General features: G+C 49.6%; 13 protein-coding genes. 1 reads left to right on the top strand and 12 read right to left on the bottom strand.

The genetic code is table 11. The annotated features are described in order from the left end of the window. Positions 1–35: 35 nt before the first annotated feature. The 6 genes from QP794_RS22315 to QP794_RS22290 form a co-directional block, all read right to left on the bottom strand. Positions 36–383, bottom strand: coding sequence for a KGG domain-containing protein (locus QP794_RS22315; RefSeq protein ID WP_285078952.1), 348 nt, complete (start codon positions 381–383; stop codon positions 36–38). 165 nt (positions 384–548) lie between these two features. Further along, positions 549–1,205: an SGNH/GDSL hydrolase family protein gene (locus QP794_RS22310; RefSeq protein ID WP_285078951.1), complete on the bottom strand. Its 657-nt coding sequence runs from the start codon at positions 1,203–1,205 to the stop codon at positions 549–551. A gap of 108 nt (positions 1,206–1,313) precedes the next feature. Then, positions 1,314–2,117: an NAD-dependent epimerase/dehydratase family protein gene (locus tag QP794_RS22305; RefSeq protein ID WP_285078950.1), complete on the bottom strand. Its 804-nt coding sequence runs from the start codon at positions 2,115–2,117 to the stop codon at positions 1,314–1,316. Between the two features lie 96 nt (positions 2,118–2,213). Continuing rightward, positions 2,214–2,543: an AzlD domain-containing protein gene (locus tag QP794_RS22300; RefSeq protein ID WP_024632343.1), complete on the bottom strand. Its 330-nt coding sequence runs from the start codon at positions 2,541–2,543 to the stop codon at positions 2,214–2,216. Next, positions 2,534–3,208: an AzlC family ABC transporter permease gene (locus QP794_RS22295; protein WP_285079118.1), complete on the bottom strand. Its 675-nt coding sequence runs from the start codon at positions 3,206–3,208 to the stop codon at positions 2,534–2,536. The genes QP794_RS22300 and QP794_RS22295 overlap by 10 nt, the downstream gene beginning before the upstream one ends. 281 nt (positions 3,209–3,489) lie before the next feature. Then, positions 3,490–5,463, bottom strand: a complete 1,974-nt coding sequence (locus QP794_RS22290; protein ID WP_024632345.1) for a methyl-accepting chemotaxis protein — start codon at positions 5,461–5,463, stop codon at positions 3,490–3,492. Positions 5,464–5,692: 229 nt separating this feature from the next. Between QP794_RS22290 and QP794_RS22285 the strand changes: the two genes are divergently transcribed. Beyond that, on the top strand, positions 5,693–7,126 hold the full coding sequence (locus QP794_RS22285; RefSeq protein ID WP_285078949.1) for a serine hydrolase domain-containing protein: 1,434 nt from the start codon (positions 5,693–5,695) through the stop codon (positions 7,124–7,126). A gap of 119 nt (positions 7,127–7,245) precedes the next feature. Here QP794_RS22285 and nagZ read toward each other — a convergent pair whose 3' ends face one another. The 6 genes from nagZ to QP794_RS22255 all read right to left on the bottom strand — a co-directional run bounded on the left by nagZ (position 7,246) and on the right by QP794_RS22255 (position 14,116). After that, a complete protein-coding gene (nagZ, locus tag QP794_RS22280; protein WP_285078948.1) occupies positions 7,246–8,928 on the bottom strand; it encodes a beta-N-acetylhexosaminidase in 1,683 nt (560 codons plus the stop codon). A 68-nt stretch (positions 8,929–8,996) separates the two neighbouring features. Continuing rightward, positions 8,997–10,163 (bottom strand): exo-beta-N-acetylmuramidase NamZ family protein, encoded by a 1,167-nt coding sequence (locus QP794_RS22275; RefSeq protein WP_285078947.1) that lies wholly within the window; start codon positions 10,161–10,163, stop codon positions 8,997–8,999. Then, on the bottom strand, positions 10,163–10,873 hold the full coding sequence (locus tag QP794_RS22270; protein WP_285078946.1) for a hypothetical protein: 711 nt from the start codon (positions 10,871–10,873) through the stop codon (positions 10,163–10,165). Before QP794_RS22270 ends, QP794_RS22275 begins: the two co-directional genes overlap by 1 nt. Before the next feature lie 97 nt (positions 10,874–10,970). After that, entirely contained in the window at positions 10,971–12,080 is a 1,110-nt protein-coding gene (locus QP794_RS22265) for an ABC transporter ATP-binding protein (RefSeq protein WP_285078945.1), read from the bottom strand. Positions 12,081–12,314: 234 nt separating this feature from the next. Next, entirely contained in the window at positions 12,315–13,148 is an 834-nt protein-coding gene (locus QP794_RS22260; protein WP_053780049.1) for a carbohydrate ABC transporter permease, read from the bottom strand. A 44-nt stretch (positions 13,149–13,192) separates the two neighbouring features. Beyond that, positions 13,193–14,116, bottom strand: coding sequence for a carbohydrate ABC transporter permease (locus QP794_RS22255; protein ID WP_053780048.1), 924 nt, complete (start codon positions 14,114–14,116; stop codon positions 13,193–13,195). Positions 14,117–14,143: the final 27 nt, after the last annotated feature.

Here is a 14,143-nt window from a genome sequence, read left to right as displayed (position 1 = left end):
TTGCTTGGACTAAACAGTGTTCCTATATCAATGAATTAATTGTTCCGATTACGGGACCGAGCTTGTCCGCCCTTGCGTCCTGCCTCTTCACGGCTCATTTTGCCATCTTGATCATCGTTCCCATCATTGTTGCCCCGGGCGCTTCCGCCCTCCCGGCCAATTTCTTGATAGAACTCGCGGTCGTGGGATTTCGATGTTGCTTCCCCACCCTTACTGCCAATCTCCTGATAAAAATCTTTGTCGTGGTTCTTCGCGGTTGCATCTCCGCCCTTGCTTCCAATCTCTTGGTAGAACTCCTGATCATGATTCTTGGAGGTTGCTTCTCCACCCTTACGTCCTGCTTCTTCACGGCTCATTTTTCCGTTTTGGTTATTTTGTGCCATTTTGAATTCACTCCTTATCGGGTATTGAGTATAGTGTGCTACGCTTTTTATTTACCCTCTCATTTGGGATTAAAACATATATATTCTAAATATGTCATTTTCCCTTAGATTTTTTTGTTATATAAAAAAAGAGCACAGGATCTGTACAGACCCCATGCTCCATTTTTATTGAATTTTAAGTGGACTGTCCTGTACAACAGACAACCATTGACGCGCGATAAGCTCATGACCCGCTGCCGTTGGATGCACACCATCCCACAACCAGTAAGCAGCGTCAGCCTTTTCAGTGGCCTGATTAAACACATCCTGCAATGGAACCAGCACAGCACCGAATTCTGTGGCAAGTTCAGCAACAAGGCGCTGATACAGTCCAATCCGCTCCTGCCAAGTGTCCCAACGCTCCACTGTAGCTCCGGTTTTAAGAATGAACGGCTCCATTAAAACCAGCCCAGTATTCGGCATCACTTCACGTGTTTCCTCCAGCAAATGACGATATGCACGTCCAAGACGATCCGTCACACCACTGGGTTCGCCATTCATGGTACGCCAGGCATCATTAACACCGATGAGAATGCTGATCAGATCCGGCTTCAGACTAAAGGTATCCTCATTCCAGCGTGCATACAGATCGGAAGCGCGATCCCCGCTAATTCCTCTGTTATAGAACGTCGGCTGCTTGGCGGCCAGTTCCACGCCCAGTTTGCTTGAGATCAGATACGCGTAGCCATGCCCGAGAAAATGATTCGGATCATCATTGCGCGATCTCCCCCCGTCTGTAATGGAGTCTCCCTGAAAAAGTATAACGGATGAATGTGTACTCATGATCAATAACCGTTCCTTCCTGTATGTAAAATGAAAACCTCAACCCTTCAGTCTCCATTTTATCCCTTTCGGACGCAATAGAAAATAGCGTTTTCAGAACGGTACTTTTCAGTCTTTCGGGTCTTTCGCCACATATCCTCCACCCTGATATTCCGTCTCGTCTTGCTTATCCGGCGTTCCCTTGCGTTTCGCTTCGGCCCATAACTCTGCCGCATCATCCTCCGGGTGGTACCCAATCATCTGCTCCAGATATCCAATATCATAATAATTGTCCGTATTTGCTGAAGTGCCATATAGATTAACATATTTCATGCTCGAATCCGCCTCAATGCAGCACTCGGCAAGCTGCACCATATCTCTGGGCGAGATCCAGATGTGTGCCGAACGCTCAGAATGCGGATACGCATCGCCCGAGAAATTGCCAATTCGAATGTTGAATGACGATAGACCATGCTTATCGACGTAATATCGTCCCAGCAGTTCGATATAACATTTGCTAAGTCCATAGAAACTGTCTGGCCGATATGGATCATCCACTACAATATCCTCTCCTGTTGGATAGAACCCTGTCGCATGATTTGAACTTGCAAAAATAACCCGCTGTACACCGTTCAACCGTGCAGCTTCATACACATGGTAGGCCCCTGTTACGTTGATCGGCAGAACTTTGCCCAGAAAATCTTCTTCGTCCTTAGCCCAAGCAATGTGAAGCACTGTCTGAACACCCTGCATGAGCTCGTTCAGTCGTTCTCCATCTGTCACATCCATTGCCACAATCCCTGATTGAGGATCATCATGAAGGTCGGCAGCCACGATATCATACTTGCCCTTTTCCCTCAGTCCCTCCAGCAAACTGTGACCAACGACTCCCGCCGCTCCCGTAATCAACAGTCTGTGCTTCGTTTTACTCATGGATCTAACTCCCTTCGCCCTATTTACTACGGTCTTATAGGACATTATTAACCGTAAGGGCGAAGGATTTACCTGATCCAATAAAGACCGCGTATATTAACCCATCAAGTACCGTAAAATCATCATTGCCACCATACCGACAAGAACCGTTCCGAGCAGACTCCGGGTCCAGATTGCTACGGCAATGGTAGGTAATGCTGCCCAGAGGGCTGCATTTTGCGTAATCGGCACCAACTGGTTGTCCGCCATAAACAATTCCTGACCGATCAGTGCCGCCATCACCGCTACGGGTACATATTCAAGCCAGCGTAACAGCCACATCGGAATCTGTATCTTGCTGAACAGCATGAGTGGCAATACACGCGGAATGAACGTTAACAAAGCCGAACCCATAATAATCCAAAATACATCCCATCTTACTTCCATCGTTCCATCACTACTCCCATCGTTGCCGCAATGACCGCAGCCACAATGACACTCATGCTGCCAAGCGAAGCCATGCTGGCGAAGATTACACAGACAACAGCGATGATCGCCACATTGATGTGTAATTTTTTGTTTTTGCGCTGCATCAGCTGAAGTACGACCAGACCGATAAACATCGCAGGCAAGGCAAAATCCAGCCCAAGCCGCTCCGGATTAGTTATCCAGCGACCAAAATAAGCCCCCGCCATATTCGCCACAAACCAGTTCAGATATGCTGTAATGTTCAGACCGTGCATCCAGCGCTCACTCAGCGTTTTCCTACCAATCGCACGCGTCATCGCCACGCCAAAGGACTCGTCGGTGAGCAGCGAGCCGATCCACATATTTTTAAGCGGCGTCAGATGACGGAAGTACGGCGATACGGCTGCACTCAGCAGCAAATGACGCAGATTCACGAAAAATATGGTGAAAATAATGGCCGTCGCTGAACCATTTGGTGCCAGCATGCCTGCGGCAATAAACTGGGCCGATCCCGCATACAGAATCAGACTGAGCAGAGCCGTTTCCGCCAGGCTAAGACCTGCCGTCATTTCAATGACACCCGCTGCAAAGCCAATACTCAAATAACCAAGCAGGGTTGGAATACAATCCTTGACCCCTTGCATAAATGTAGCATCATCCTGCACCTCTTCGGTATTTGCGGGCCCGGATGTCAGTGGTATTGATTTGTCCAAATCCGGTGCATCCCCTTTCCATCTCAATCCACATCCTGCGGATTACTTTTAATTTAGAAATATACCACAGGATGAGACGTTCCGGGAGAGACAGATCCCCTTTTACAGAACAGATCCGCTACGAATCTTCATAATTCGATGATTAACGAAGTACACCAACAAGAAAAAGACTGCGGGGTTATACCCCACAGTCTTCGAGAATGGCTATTCAACTATAATTTGAATCGTTCAATCATGCTTTGCAGATCTTCAGCCATACGGGACAACGCCGCCGAGGACGCCGCAACCTCTTCCATTGTAGCCAGCTGCTCCTGTGCAGCCGCTGACCCATCTTCCGTTCCTGAGGCAATCTGATTGGATAATTCAATCGTCTCATTGACTTCCTTGGTCACATAACTCATTCCTCCATCAATCTGACGGGAAGCTGCCGATACTTCTCCAGCTTGAGCAGCAACCAATTGCACGGCACTACGGATATTTTGAAAAGCCTCTCCCGCTTCGGTAATCATTTGGGAACCCTTGATCATGCCTTCTCCCGTACGGGCAAAGGTAGATTGTACCGCATTCGTTTTCTCATGCATCTCACGCATCAGTTCATTAATGCGCTCGGCCGCACTGCCCGAATTGTTGGCCAGCAACTTCACTTCATTGGCAACCACGGCGAAGCCCCGACCCTGTTCACCTGCTCTGGACGCTTCAATGGATGCGTTCAAGGCAAGAATATTGGTCTGCTTCGCAATAGCAGTAATTTCGGCTACAATCTCAATGATCTCTTCATTTTTCGCTCGAAGATCCTGAATAACCGCAGCCATGGCTTCACTCTCATCATTCACCTTCTGAATATGAGCAACCGCCTCTTCCACTGTAACCATACCCGCTTCGGACTTGGTAGATGCTTCAACAGCGATGCGAGCGGCCTCTTCGGCACTCGATGAGATTTCTTTGACCCCAATAGACATTTCACCCACAAGTTGCCCCGTTGCGGCGAGACTGGCGTTTTGTTTGTTCGTTCCTGACGCTGCATCCTGCATCAGTTCAGCAACCTGTTCGGTTGCCCTGGATGTCTGTTCAGAACTCGCCATCAGCTCCTCAGAGGATGCCGCCAGCTGGCTCGATGTATCATGTACTTCGCCCAGAACGTTGCGCAGCGAGGAGGTCATAGTATCGAAGCTTGCCCCGAGTTGTCCGAACTCGTCGCGACGCTGCAAGCCCACCCGAACTGTCAGATCCCCTGCGCTCACTTTCGATGCTGCCTGTGTTAGCTGCAACAATGGACGGTGTATGCTTCGAATAATGAACACAAGCAGAATAATACCTATGATCAGTGATGTTCCAACAAGAGTGTATGCACGGATCAAGATCGGTCTTACGGCATCGGCTGCTTCGGAAGGAACGATCTCACCAACAATTTTCCAACCCGTCGCGGGATTCGTAAAGAACACAGCTTCCAGCTCTTGTCCATCATACGTGTACTTTACAGTTCCTTGGTCTTTCGTATACATCTCATTAATGTAGCTCTCATTGGACTGCACACCGGATTCGATATTGTAATGGAACAGAAACTTTCCGCCGTTGTCCAGCATATACAGTTTTCCTTTTTCACCAATATGTATCTTATCAACAGATTCTTTTAAGTGGTTGAGACTTACATTGGCTCCGAATACTCCTTTGCCATCGGACAGTTTGGCAGCTGCGGTGACGACCCATTCTCCCGTGGTTACCGACTGGAACGTATCTGAGATAATCGGCTCATCCTGTGACATCCCCATCGTGTACCAGCTGCGTTCCCGTGGATCATAGATCTGCTGTCCGGGGTCAGGCGATTTCATCCAGCTGCCATCTTCGGCACCTGCAGTGAGCACACCCAGTTCTTTGTGGTTTTTGGACATCCGATCCATCTGCCTTTGAAGAGCAGGGGATTTATTAATAATATCTGCTGAAGTAATACCGGCGGCGAACTGCGCTGCGTTATCCTTCTCCATATCCAACATCTGACTAATCTGCAGACTGAGCATTTCCGTTTTGGCCTGTGCAGAATGAATAATTTCTTCCCTGACCTGGTCTGCTGCTTTTAAATAAGATAACCATCCCACGCTAATGCTCGGCACTATCAGGAACAGAAGCAGTGCAGCGATCAGACGTTTCTTAACCGTTAATGTAAACCAATTGCGAATCCTTTTCTTCATTTAAATATCCCCCATCATCTTCTTCACCCTTTTTTATCGGACAAACGTAGTAAAAATATTATGTATGAATATTAAAATCAATCGAAATTACATTATTTTTGTTAGGATAATAGAAAATGATGCTCATTCCCCCTTTTGACCCTCTCTACGAGATCGTTTACAATGCTCATAAGCTGGTTATCTATGAAACGATTGGAAGGAGAGGATTCGAATCTTACGCAAGTCACATGTGCAACAACCTGTATCCAGATTATATTCATCCATGTTCCGTATTCTGTTCGCCCTCATTCTTTGTGCAGGACCTGTTCTAGGACAAACCAGTTTCACAGCAGCCGCAGCACAAGAGGCGCAAACAGTTCACATTGAAGTGAATGGTCAAGAGCAATCGTGGAAAAACGCCCCCCTCGTATTGAAAGGTACAACGTATGTTCCACTGCGAGATGTTGTTACCTCTGTAAATGGCACCTTGAAGTGGGAAGCTCGTACCAAAACGGCCACCATTACCGTTGGTCAAGACAAGCTGGTTCATCAGGCGGGCAGTGACTTCATCCAAGTTAACCATGTTCGTCTGTCCTCCGGTGTCGAATCTCGCACGATTAACGGCACCCTGATGTTACCTGTCCGCGCACTTGCCAATGCACTCAAGGCAGATATTAAAGTACAACGTACAGCCTCTGGTCAGATGAGTGTTAATATTGAGACGGACAAAGTAAGCCTATTAAACAGTCAAGTCGCCAGTGTAGACAGCTATTTGCGCGAAATCGATTTTCCAGGCATGGCTCTGATTGCCCGCAATGGAGAAGTCCTTCTTCGCCAAGGCTATGGACTGGCGGATGAACAGACGCTCAATCGTCCAGATCAGAAGACCAGAATCGCCTCTCTGAGCAAATCTTTCACTGCAGCCTCCATTCTCAGCTTGGTGGAAAAAGGAAAGCTACATGTGCAAGATCCGATCTCTAAGTACATCACCGGTATACCCAAGGGAGATCAGATCACGCTCCATATGCTGTTATCCCAGACTTCGGGTCTTCCATCCGCCTTCGGACGGGGTGAAGGCACTTCATTGGAAGAAACGGTAGAAGAAATTCGGCACAAAACATTAAAATTCGAACCCGGTAGTGCCTATTTGTACAGTAATAGTGGTTATGTTCTGCTGGCCTATGTTATTGAACAGGTGTCCGGCATGAGTTATGCCGACTATGTGCAGCAGACCATTTTGAAGCCGCTCGGCATGAAGAACTCTGGAGAAGCTTCCCGTAAGGTCCATACGAATAGCGGATTCGTTGCGAAGAATAAACAGTGGGTGCCTGCGCCTTATTATGTTTCACAATCAGGTTCAGGAACGATCTACTCCACCGTAGACGATCTCCTGAAGTGGGATCGGGCGCTGTACACGGACAAAATTTTGAGTCAGGATACGATTGAACAGATGTATGAGCCGTATTCGGATAAAAATTATGGCTACGCCTGGATTCTCAAGGAAAACGATCAGAATCGTACTGTCTTCCACAACGGCAGCGGTGGTGGTTTTGCCACAGCCTTCTCACGTAATTTAACAGATGATATTACGATTATTCTTCTCGGTAATCATGCGGGTATGGATATGACTTCACTTATGGATGAGGTCGAGGCTAAGACAGCTCAGGCACTGAATCTGCAATAATATCCTTTTACTCATTAGATAATAGCAGAAGGGACGGTCCATTATTGGATCGTCCCTTCTGCTATCTATGTCTTCAAATTCAGAATCATACTTCGCTTCGATCGTCGTTTAACGTCTGTCTATTTTATGGATACGGGGAGCTTCCCGGCAAAAGGAATATGTCCCATCAGTGCCCGAGCGACGCTATCCATGGCAAGCGGGCGGCTCTCGTACGCAGCCACATAGACCTGCACCTCCGGAATTGCCAGCAGATCATAGGGGCTGCGAAGTGCCACAATAGCCAGCGGCTTGCCCAATTGCTGCAGCCAGCCGATCAGCCTGCATTGTGGATCACCAGAGGCACTGCCTGCATTATACGTTCCCACTATAATCTGGCGAATGTCATCCTCTTCCGCAGCTTGAAGCAGACGGGCAGAACGAATGGCAACTTCCTCTGGCGTGACGGTTACATCGACCACATCCAGACCGCAATGTGACAAAGCGGAGCCTAGGGTAACCACCTGAGTCAGCTGTTCGTCGGCAATCGTCGTTACAGCTGTAGCGACCGTAATGACCAGTGTACGTTCCGGCTTCAAAGGCAGCATATTCAATTGGTCACGAACCAGCGTGATGCTGTTCTCACTGATTCGTCGGGCCACCTCTTGGTGCAACGAATGGTTACGCTCTTGGTGCTTGAATGAAGCTGGATCAGTTAATGCCTCAGCGGAGAGCGAAGTCGCTACCTCATCATCTTCATCATTACCTGCGCCCATTCCATTCTCCAGCAGACCTCGTTTCGCCTTGTACTTCAGCAACCGAGTTACAGATTCGTCGATGCGAGCCTCACTGATTCGCCCGCTCTGGACGGCTGCCAGCAGCGCTTCAAACGCCCCTGCCTGAAGATGAGCTGTGTGGCTGATCAACACCAGATCCGCGCCGGCCTCCACCGCCATCACAGCTGCATCAACAGTGCCATAGTTGGCGGCAATCGCGTCCATCTCCATGCAGTCTGTCACAATCATACCTTCATAACCCAGTTCCTGACGAAGCAACCCACTTAAGACGGCCCGCGATAGCGTTACAGGCAGACGCTCCGGCTCAAGGGCCGGAAAATAAATATGTGCTGACATCATTGCATCAACACCTGCCGCTATAGCAGCCCGGAACGGAATCAGTTCCACACGATCTACCCGTTCCCGAGTATGGGTGATGACCGGAAGATCCAGATGTGAATCCGTATCGGTATCCCCGTGCCCCGGGAAATGTTTGGCTGTCGCGGAAATGCCAGCATCCTGTACTCCTGTAATGCTCCTTGCTCCATACGCTGCGACGGACTGCGGTGATTCCCCAAATGAACGCACACCAATTACCGGATTGGCAGCATTATTGTTTACATCCAGAACCGGAGCAAAGTTCATATTTATGCCCATGGATCTTAGCTCCACCCCACTGATGTAGCTTGCCTGATATGCATCCTCGATGGAACCTGCTGCGGCAATTGCCATCTGTCCCGGCATCAGGGCGATCCCTTCGGTGATCCGGGCTACCATGCCGCCCTCCTGATCAATGGATATCCAGAGCGGCACATTACCGCTATCGACAGCAATCCGTTGCAGGCCCGACGATAGCCGCTCCACCTGCTCCGGTGACTCCACGTTACGCGCAAAATAAATCACTCCGCCGATGGGATACTTTCGGAGAAAGTCATCTACATCACCAGCAGCTTCAGTGCCATGAAAGCCGCAAAGCAGCATTTGACCGATTCTCTCGCGCAGGGTCATCTGTTCCAGCTTCAATGGGTATAGCTCGTTTTGCCCACTCATTCCATGCCCCCTCCCAATGACAAGCATCCATGATTCATTACAAGATATCCTTCCCATGGACCTTACTTTTATGGATATAGCAAAAACGGCTTCCGCCGCTCCTTCCATTCCTCTGCTTGAACTCTCCACGATTTAATTAAGCCAATTACTCTCTCCCGGTCATGAATGATTTCCCTAACTTCCCTGCCTCCGGTCAGCAAATCAATAAAATATCGGGAACCTGACTGTGGAGGCTCCAACCATTGAAATTGCTCTGGATAAAGCGAAGCCAGTTCATGTAAAAGGATCAACCCTGTATCTACTGGTCGGAATACGCTACTGTCCGTCACGAATATCCTTACACCCCCGCACAACTCTCCTGCATGTTTGGAAAAGGTCGGCGACATGTACACGGGGTGCACATGCACTCCCTCCAAGTAGTAATTACGAAAACGTTCCGCCACCCGTTCACCATCTACCCACGGTGCTCCAATCCACTCGAATGGGCGGGTCGTACCTCTGCCCTCCGATACATTGGTACCTTCAAACAGACACGTACCTGCATACACCCGCACACTGTCCAGTGTAGGCATATTGGGAGAAGGCAGCATCCAGGGCAAATTACAGTCCGTAAACTCCATAGAGCGCTGCCATCCTGCCATCATAATTACATCCAGATCGCAGGGCACCTCCATCTCACTGTTCACCAGCAGGGCCAACTCACCGACCGTCAATCCGGTGCGGACGGGGACACGCCAAGCGCCAACGAGCGATTCATAACCCGCGCTCAGCAAGCCGCCTTCCACCACATCCCCGCCCAACGGATTGGGACGGTCCAGCACGAGCAGTCGTTTGCCCGTTTCAGCACAGGCCTGCATCATGTGAAACAAGGTCGATGCATAGGTGTAATACCGGACACCCACATCCTGAATGTCATACAATACGGTATCCACACCGGCCAGCATTGCAGGCGTGGGTTTCTTATGTTCCCCATAAAGGCTGAACACCGGAATACCCAACTTTGAATGCATCGTATCCCCAAATCGGACACCAGCCTGAAGCTCACCATCCAGCCCGTGCTCACAAGCATAGAGCGCCGTAAGTTGGGTATTTGCCAACCCGGCACAAACATCCACTGTCGAGATAAAATCCGCGGTAATTCCGGTCGGATTCGTTATCAGACCAATTCGTGAGTCCGTTAACCATGGGTGAGAGAGCCCTCCCGACAGAAGATCAACTCCAGTTCTGACGCCCATTACACATTCCCCTGGCTGATCCACCCTGTATGCTGGTGGTCATTGCCGCCAGATGTGGCTGATTCCTCTTCGGGCTCCAGTACATTAAGGGCGACCTTATACTGATAGATGGCAAACATGCCCGCGAACAGCGCTCCGAAGCCAACCACCGTCAGCATCAGCAGAGCCGTCAGACACAGCGCCTGAAAACAGGCTCCCATCGTGTACCCCGGATGACGGAAAAATAATTTCACACTTTCCCCCATCGCCTGAATGATGCCCATGTTCTTTTGCAAAACAAGCTGCCAGGTATAGAACTGTGACATCAACGCCATGAGAACGAAGAACGTTTGGAACATGCTCACCGCTGTACCTGTAATCCCGCCCTGTCCGCCGTAATACCACCAGGTTGACCACAGAATGAAGCCAAGCACCGCGAAAAGTACACCTACTGCCCCTCCCGGGATGAATCCCTTCTTCGTTCCGTTCCAGATGTCCTTGAGCCCATTGCGGCGTTCCTTGCGTTCCAGCCTATGATGGACGGCATAACTGACGCCGAATAGGATTGGCATATAAATCACGGTCAAAAGCAGCACCGCGATCGGCAGCGGAGCAAACATCAGAATGGGCACCATTATGATGGAGCTGACAACACTGTACAGGGCCACCGGAATAATATCCCGATAGATTTCCGCCCCAGACTTGACCAACACTTCACTCAGCTTACGCATTTTTATTCTCCCTTCTATATAAATTGGACTAAACATTTACACGATAACGGAGAAGGCAGAACCAATCCGAAGAAGCGAAACATTCAGCTGATATAGCTTACTCCCGTCCAATCGCCAGTTCCGTCTCCGGGTCAAAAAAGTGGGCCTTACGTAGGTCTAGCACAAAATTTTTGTCCATTCCTACATAAGCATGTGTTTCCGGGTGAACCTTGGCTGTAACGGTACGGGCACCGGAATGGAAATACACCAGATTCTCTGAGCCCAGATGCTCCACGACTTGAACCCGCGCCTGCAGCATATGGTCTGTCGGAATATTCGGAGCAACATCGTCACCAAAAATATGCTCTGGACGCAGACCCATAATCACCGACTTGCCCTGATAGCTCTGAAGACGAGCGAGTACATCCTCTGGCAAGGTGAATGATGCCCCATCCACGACAACCTGCGTGCCTTCAATCCGGGCATCAATGAAATTCATCGCCGGGGAACCGATGAATCCGGCAACAAACATATTACGCGGACTCGCATACAGTTCTTTCGGTGAAGCCACCTGCTGAATATCTCCATGATTCATAACTACGATGCGCTCCCCCAGTGTCATGGCCTCCACCTGATCATGCGTAACGTATACAATTGTGGCACCGAGCCGCTTATGCAGCTCGCCCAATTCTACCCGCATCTGCACCCGCAGCTTGGCATCCAAATTGGAGAGCGGTTCGTCGAACAGGAATACCTGCGGATCACGGACGATCGCCCGACCCACCGCCACACGCTGACGCTGACCACCGGACAGCTCGCGCGGTTTGCGCTCCAGCATCGCTTCCAGCCCCAGGATGGAGGCCGCGTTCTGTACCTGTTCATCAATATAGGATTTTGGCTTCTTAAGGTTTTTCAGACCGAAAGACAGATTTTCGCGGATCGTCATATGTGGATACAGCGCATAATCCTGAAATACCATCGCGATATCGCGATCCTTCGGATGCAGATCGTTCACAACCCGTTCCCCGATGACAATGTCTCCACTCGTCTGCTTTTCCAGTCCCGCAATCATCCGCAGTGACGTTGTCTTGCCACAGCCCGAAGGACCCACAAAAACCACGAATTCCTTATCTTCTATAACAAAGTCCGAACCGGCCACAGCCGTGAACGTTCCTTTATGATCGTCTTTGAATTCTTTGCGCACTTGGCGAAACTCCACGCGTGCCATAGGTAGATCCCCCTTTACGTTGTCGCTAGTCCTGAACTATATAAGTTCAACTAACGAATATTTACACTGCCACTCCGATGACAGAACAACCTTCCGATCGCTGTTATCCCCAGATTTCTTTGATTCCTTTTTAAAAAGGGGAAATCCGGTGATAAAGGCGAACGCCTTCGCTTCTTCAGGTTATTTCTGCCCTCTCCGTTATGGTGTAAATGTTTAGTTGAACATATATAGGAATTAACCTTTTACCGCACCGATGGTAATACCCTGTAAAAAGTAGCGTTGCAGCGAGAAAAACAGAATAATCATCGGCAGCGCGCCAATCGTTGCCCCTGCCATCATTGCGCCGAAGTCCGTTGATTCGGCAAATACGAACGAGGCCAGCCCCACCTGAACGGTCCGCATCTCGTTGGAATTGGTAATCAGGAATGGCCAGAAAAATTCGTTCCATGAAGCGACAAACGTGAAAATCGCCAGTACCGCGATCCCCGGCTTTGCCATTGGCAGAATCACTTTCCAGAAGATGCCGAACTCGCTGCATGCATCAATACGTGCCGCATGAATTAGCGATGTAGGCAGCGTTGACATGAACTGTTTCATCAAGAAGATATTGCCCACGCTGACGGCAGCAGGCAGAATAATGGCCGTATACGTATCCCCCAGGTCAAACACGTTGACCATCAGAATGTACAAAGGAATCAGCGTTACCTGTGCAGGAATCATCATCGTACCCAACAGGGTCCAGAATACCGCCTGACTTCCCGGAAATTTCAGTTTGGCGAACGCATATCCCGCCAGGGAGGCGAAGAACACATTCGTCACAGTCAGAATGACAGCGATTAGCAGCGAGTTATATAGCCAGCGCCAGGCATCGGTTTTGGCAAAAAAACGCTCATATGGTGATAACGACAACTGCTCCGGAATCATCTGCGGTCTAAATGAAGCCGACATCGCGCTATCCTGCACCGAGCCAACGAGCATCCAGTACATCGGAATGACCGTCACCAGCGCCCAGGCCACCAGCAGAATGGATGCAACGACAAGCAGTGTCTTTTTCTGTGTTGATTTCATGGATTTCATTCACCCCCGGATGCTTAATGCAACGCGCTTAAAGCTTAGTACTCAATATCGCTGGAGAAATATTTGAACTGAATGACGGAGATGACAATGATGATGATCGCCAATACGAACGACTGTGCAGAAGCCAATCCGAATTCATAAAATTTGAATGCCGTCTCGTATATCAGATAAGCAATCGTCGTTGTCGCAAAGTTCGGTCCACCCTGTGTCATCAGATATACCGAGATGAACACCTGGAAGGACGTAATCACACCCGTCACAAGCAGATACAGCGTCGTTGGTTTGAGCAGCGGCCATGTAATCTTGCTGAACTGGGTCCAGCCGCTGGCATGATCAATATCCGCCGCTTCGTACAGTGATTTCGGAATACCGCCCATGGCTGCCAGATACAGAATGATACCCGCGCCGTGCGATCCGAGCCAGTTCATCAGAATGAGTGAAAAGAGTGCCGTACCTGACTGACCCAGCCAGATTACCGGATCAAGGCCGAACAGACCGAGGAAGCGGTTCAACAGACCCGAATCCGTCGGGTCAAAGATCGCCAGCCATACGATGGAGATGGTTACCCCCGATGCTACCGCAGGCAAGTACAACGTTGCTTTGAAAAAAGTCTGCCACTTGCTTTTCATCTGGAAGATGAAGTAGGACAGCACAAATGTAATAAGAATGTTGACCGGTACCGTACCCACAGTAAAGATAAGTGTGTTCTTAATCGACTTCCAGAACGTCTCATCCTTCACCAGCCGCTCGTAGTTGTCCAATCCAATCCACGTCGAATTCATGATGTTGTATTTCTGGAAGCTCATCACGAGAGCCGTCAGAACGGGATACAGTGTGAAAATGAGAAACAGCAGGACAGGCGCCAAAATGAACAAATACGCCCACCCGTAGTCTCGCCAAAACCGGGCAACCCGGGAAGTCCGGGGTACAGACGGTTTTGGCGCAAGGGCGGTCTGCATGGCGAATCCTCCTCTCCTAATCAGTGT

The sequence above is a fragment of the Paenibacillus sp. UMB7766-LJ446 genome, assembly GCF_030226665.1.
Taxonomy (GTDB): domain Bacteria; phylum Bacillota; class Bacilli; order Paenibacillales; family Paenibacillaceae; genus Paenibacillus; species Paenibacillus vandeheii.
This window is presented reverse-complemented; position numbering and strand designations above follow the sequence as displayed.

Excerpts from the sequence above, each read along its gene's own strand:
- QP794_RS22315 (WP_285078952.1), bottom strand. The coding sequence starts at position 383 with ATGGCACAAAATAACCAAAACGGAAAAATGAGCCGTGAAGAAGCAGGA.
- QP794_RS22310 (WP_285078951.1), bottom strand. The coding sequence starts at position 1,205 with ATGAGTACACATTCATCCGTTATACTTTTTCAGGGAGACTCCATTACA.
- QP794_RS22305 (WP_285078950.1), bottom strand. The coding sequence starts at position 2,117 with ATGAGTAAAACGAAGCACAGACTGTTGATTACGGGAGCGGCGGGAGTC.
- QP794_RS22300 (WP_024632343.1), bottom strand. The coding sequence starts at position 2,543 with ATGGAAGTAAGATGGGATGTATTTTGGATTATTATGGGTTCGGCTTTG.
- QP794_RS22295 (WP_285079118.1), bottom strand. The coding sequence starts at position 3,208 with ATGCAAGGGGTCAAGGATTGTATTCCAACCCTGCTTGGTTATTTGAGT.
- QP794_RS22290 (WP_024632345.1), bottom strand. The coding sequence starts at position 5,463 with ATGAAGAAAAGGATTCGCAATTGGTTTACATTAACGGTTAAGAAACGT.
- nagZ (WP_285078948.1), bottom strand. The coding sequence starts at position 8,928 with ATGAGTGGGCAAAACGAGCTATACCCATTGAAGCTGGAACAGATGACC.
- QP794_RS22275 (WP_285078947.1), bottom strand. The coding sequence starts at position 10,163 with ATGGGCGTCAGAACTGGAGTTGATCTTCTGTCGGGAGGGCTCTCTCAC.
- QP794_RS22270 (WP_285078946.1), bottom strand. The coding sequence starts at position 10,873 with ATGCGTAAGCTGAGTGAAGTGTTGGTCAAGTCTGGGGCGGAAATCTAT.
- QP794_RS22265 (WP_285078945.1), bottom strand. The coding sequence starts at position 12,080 with ATGGCACGCGTGGAGTTTCGCCAAGTGCGCAAAGAATTCAAAGACGAT.
- QP794_RS22260 (WP_053780049.1), bottom strand. The coding sequence starts at position 13,148 with ATGAAATCAACACAGAAAAAGACACTGCTTGTCGTTGCATCCATTCTG.
- QP794_RS22255 (WP_053780048.1), bottom strand. The coding sequence starts at position 14,116 with ATGCAGACCGCCCTTGCGCCAAAACCGTCTGTACCCCGGACTTCCCGG.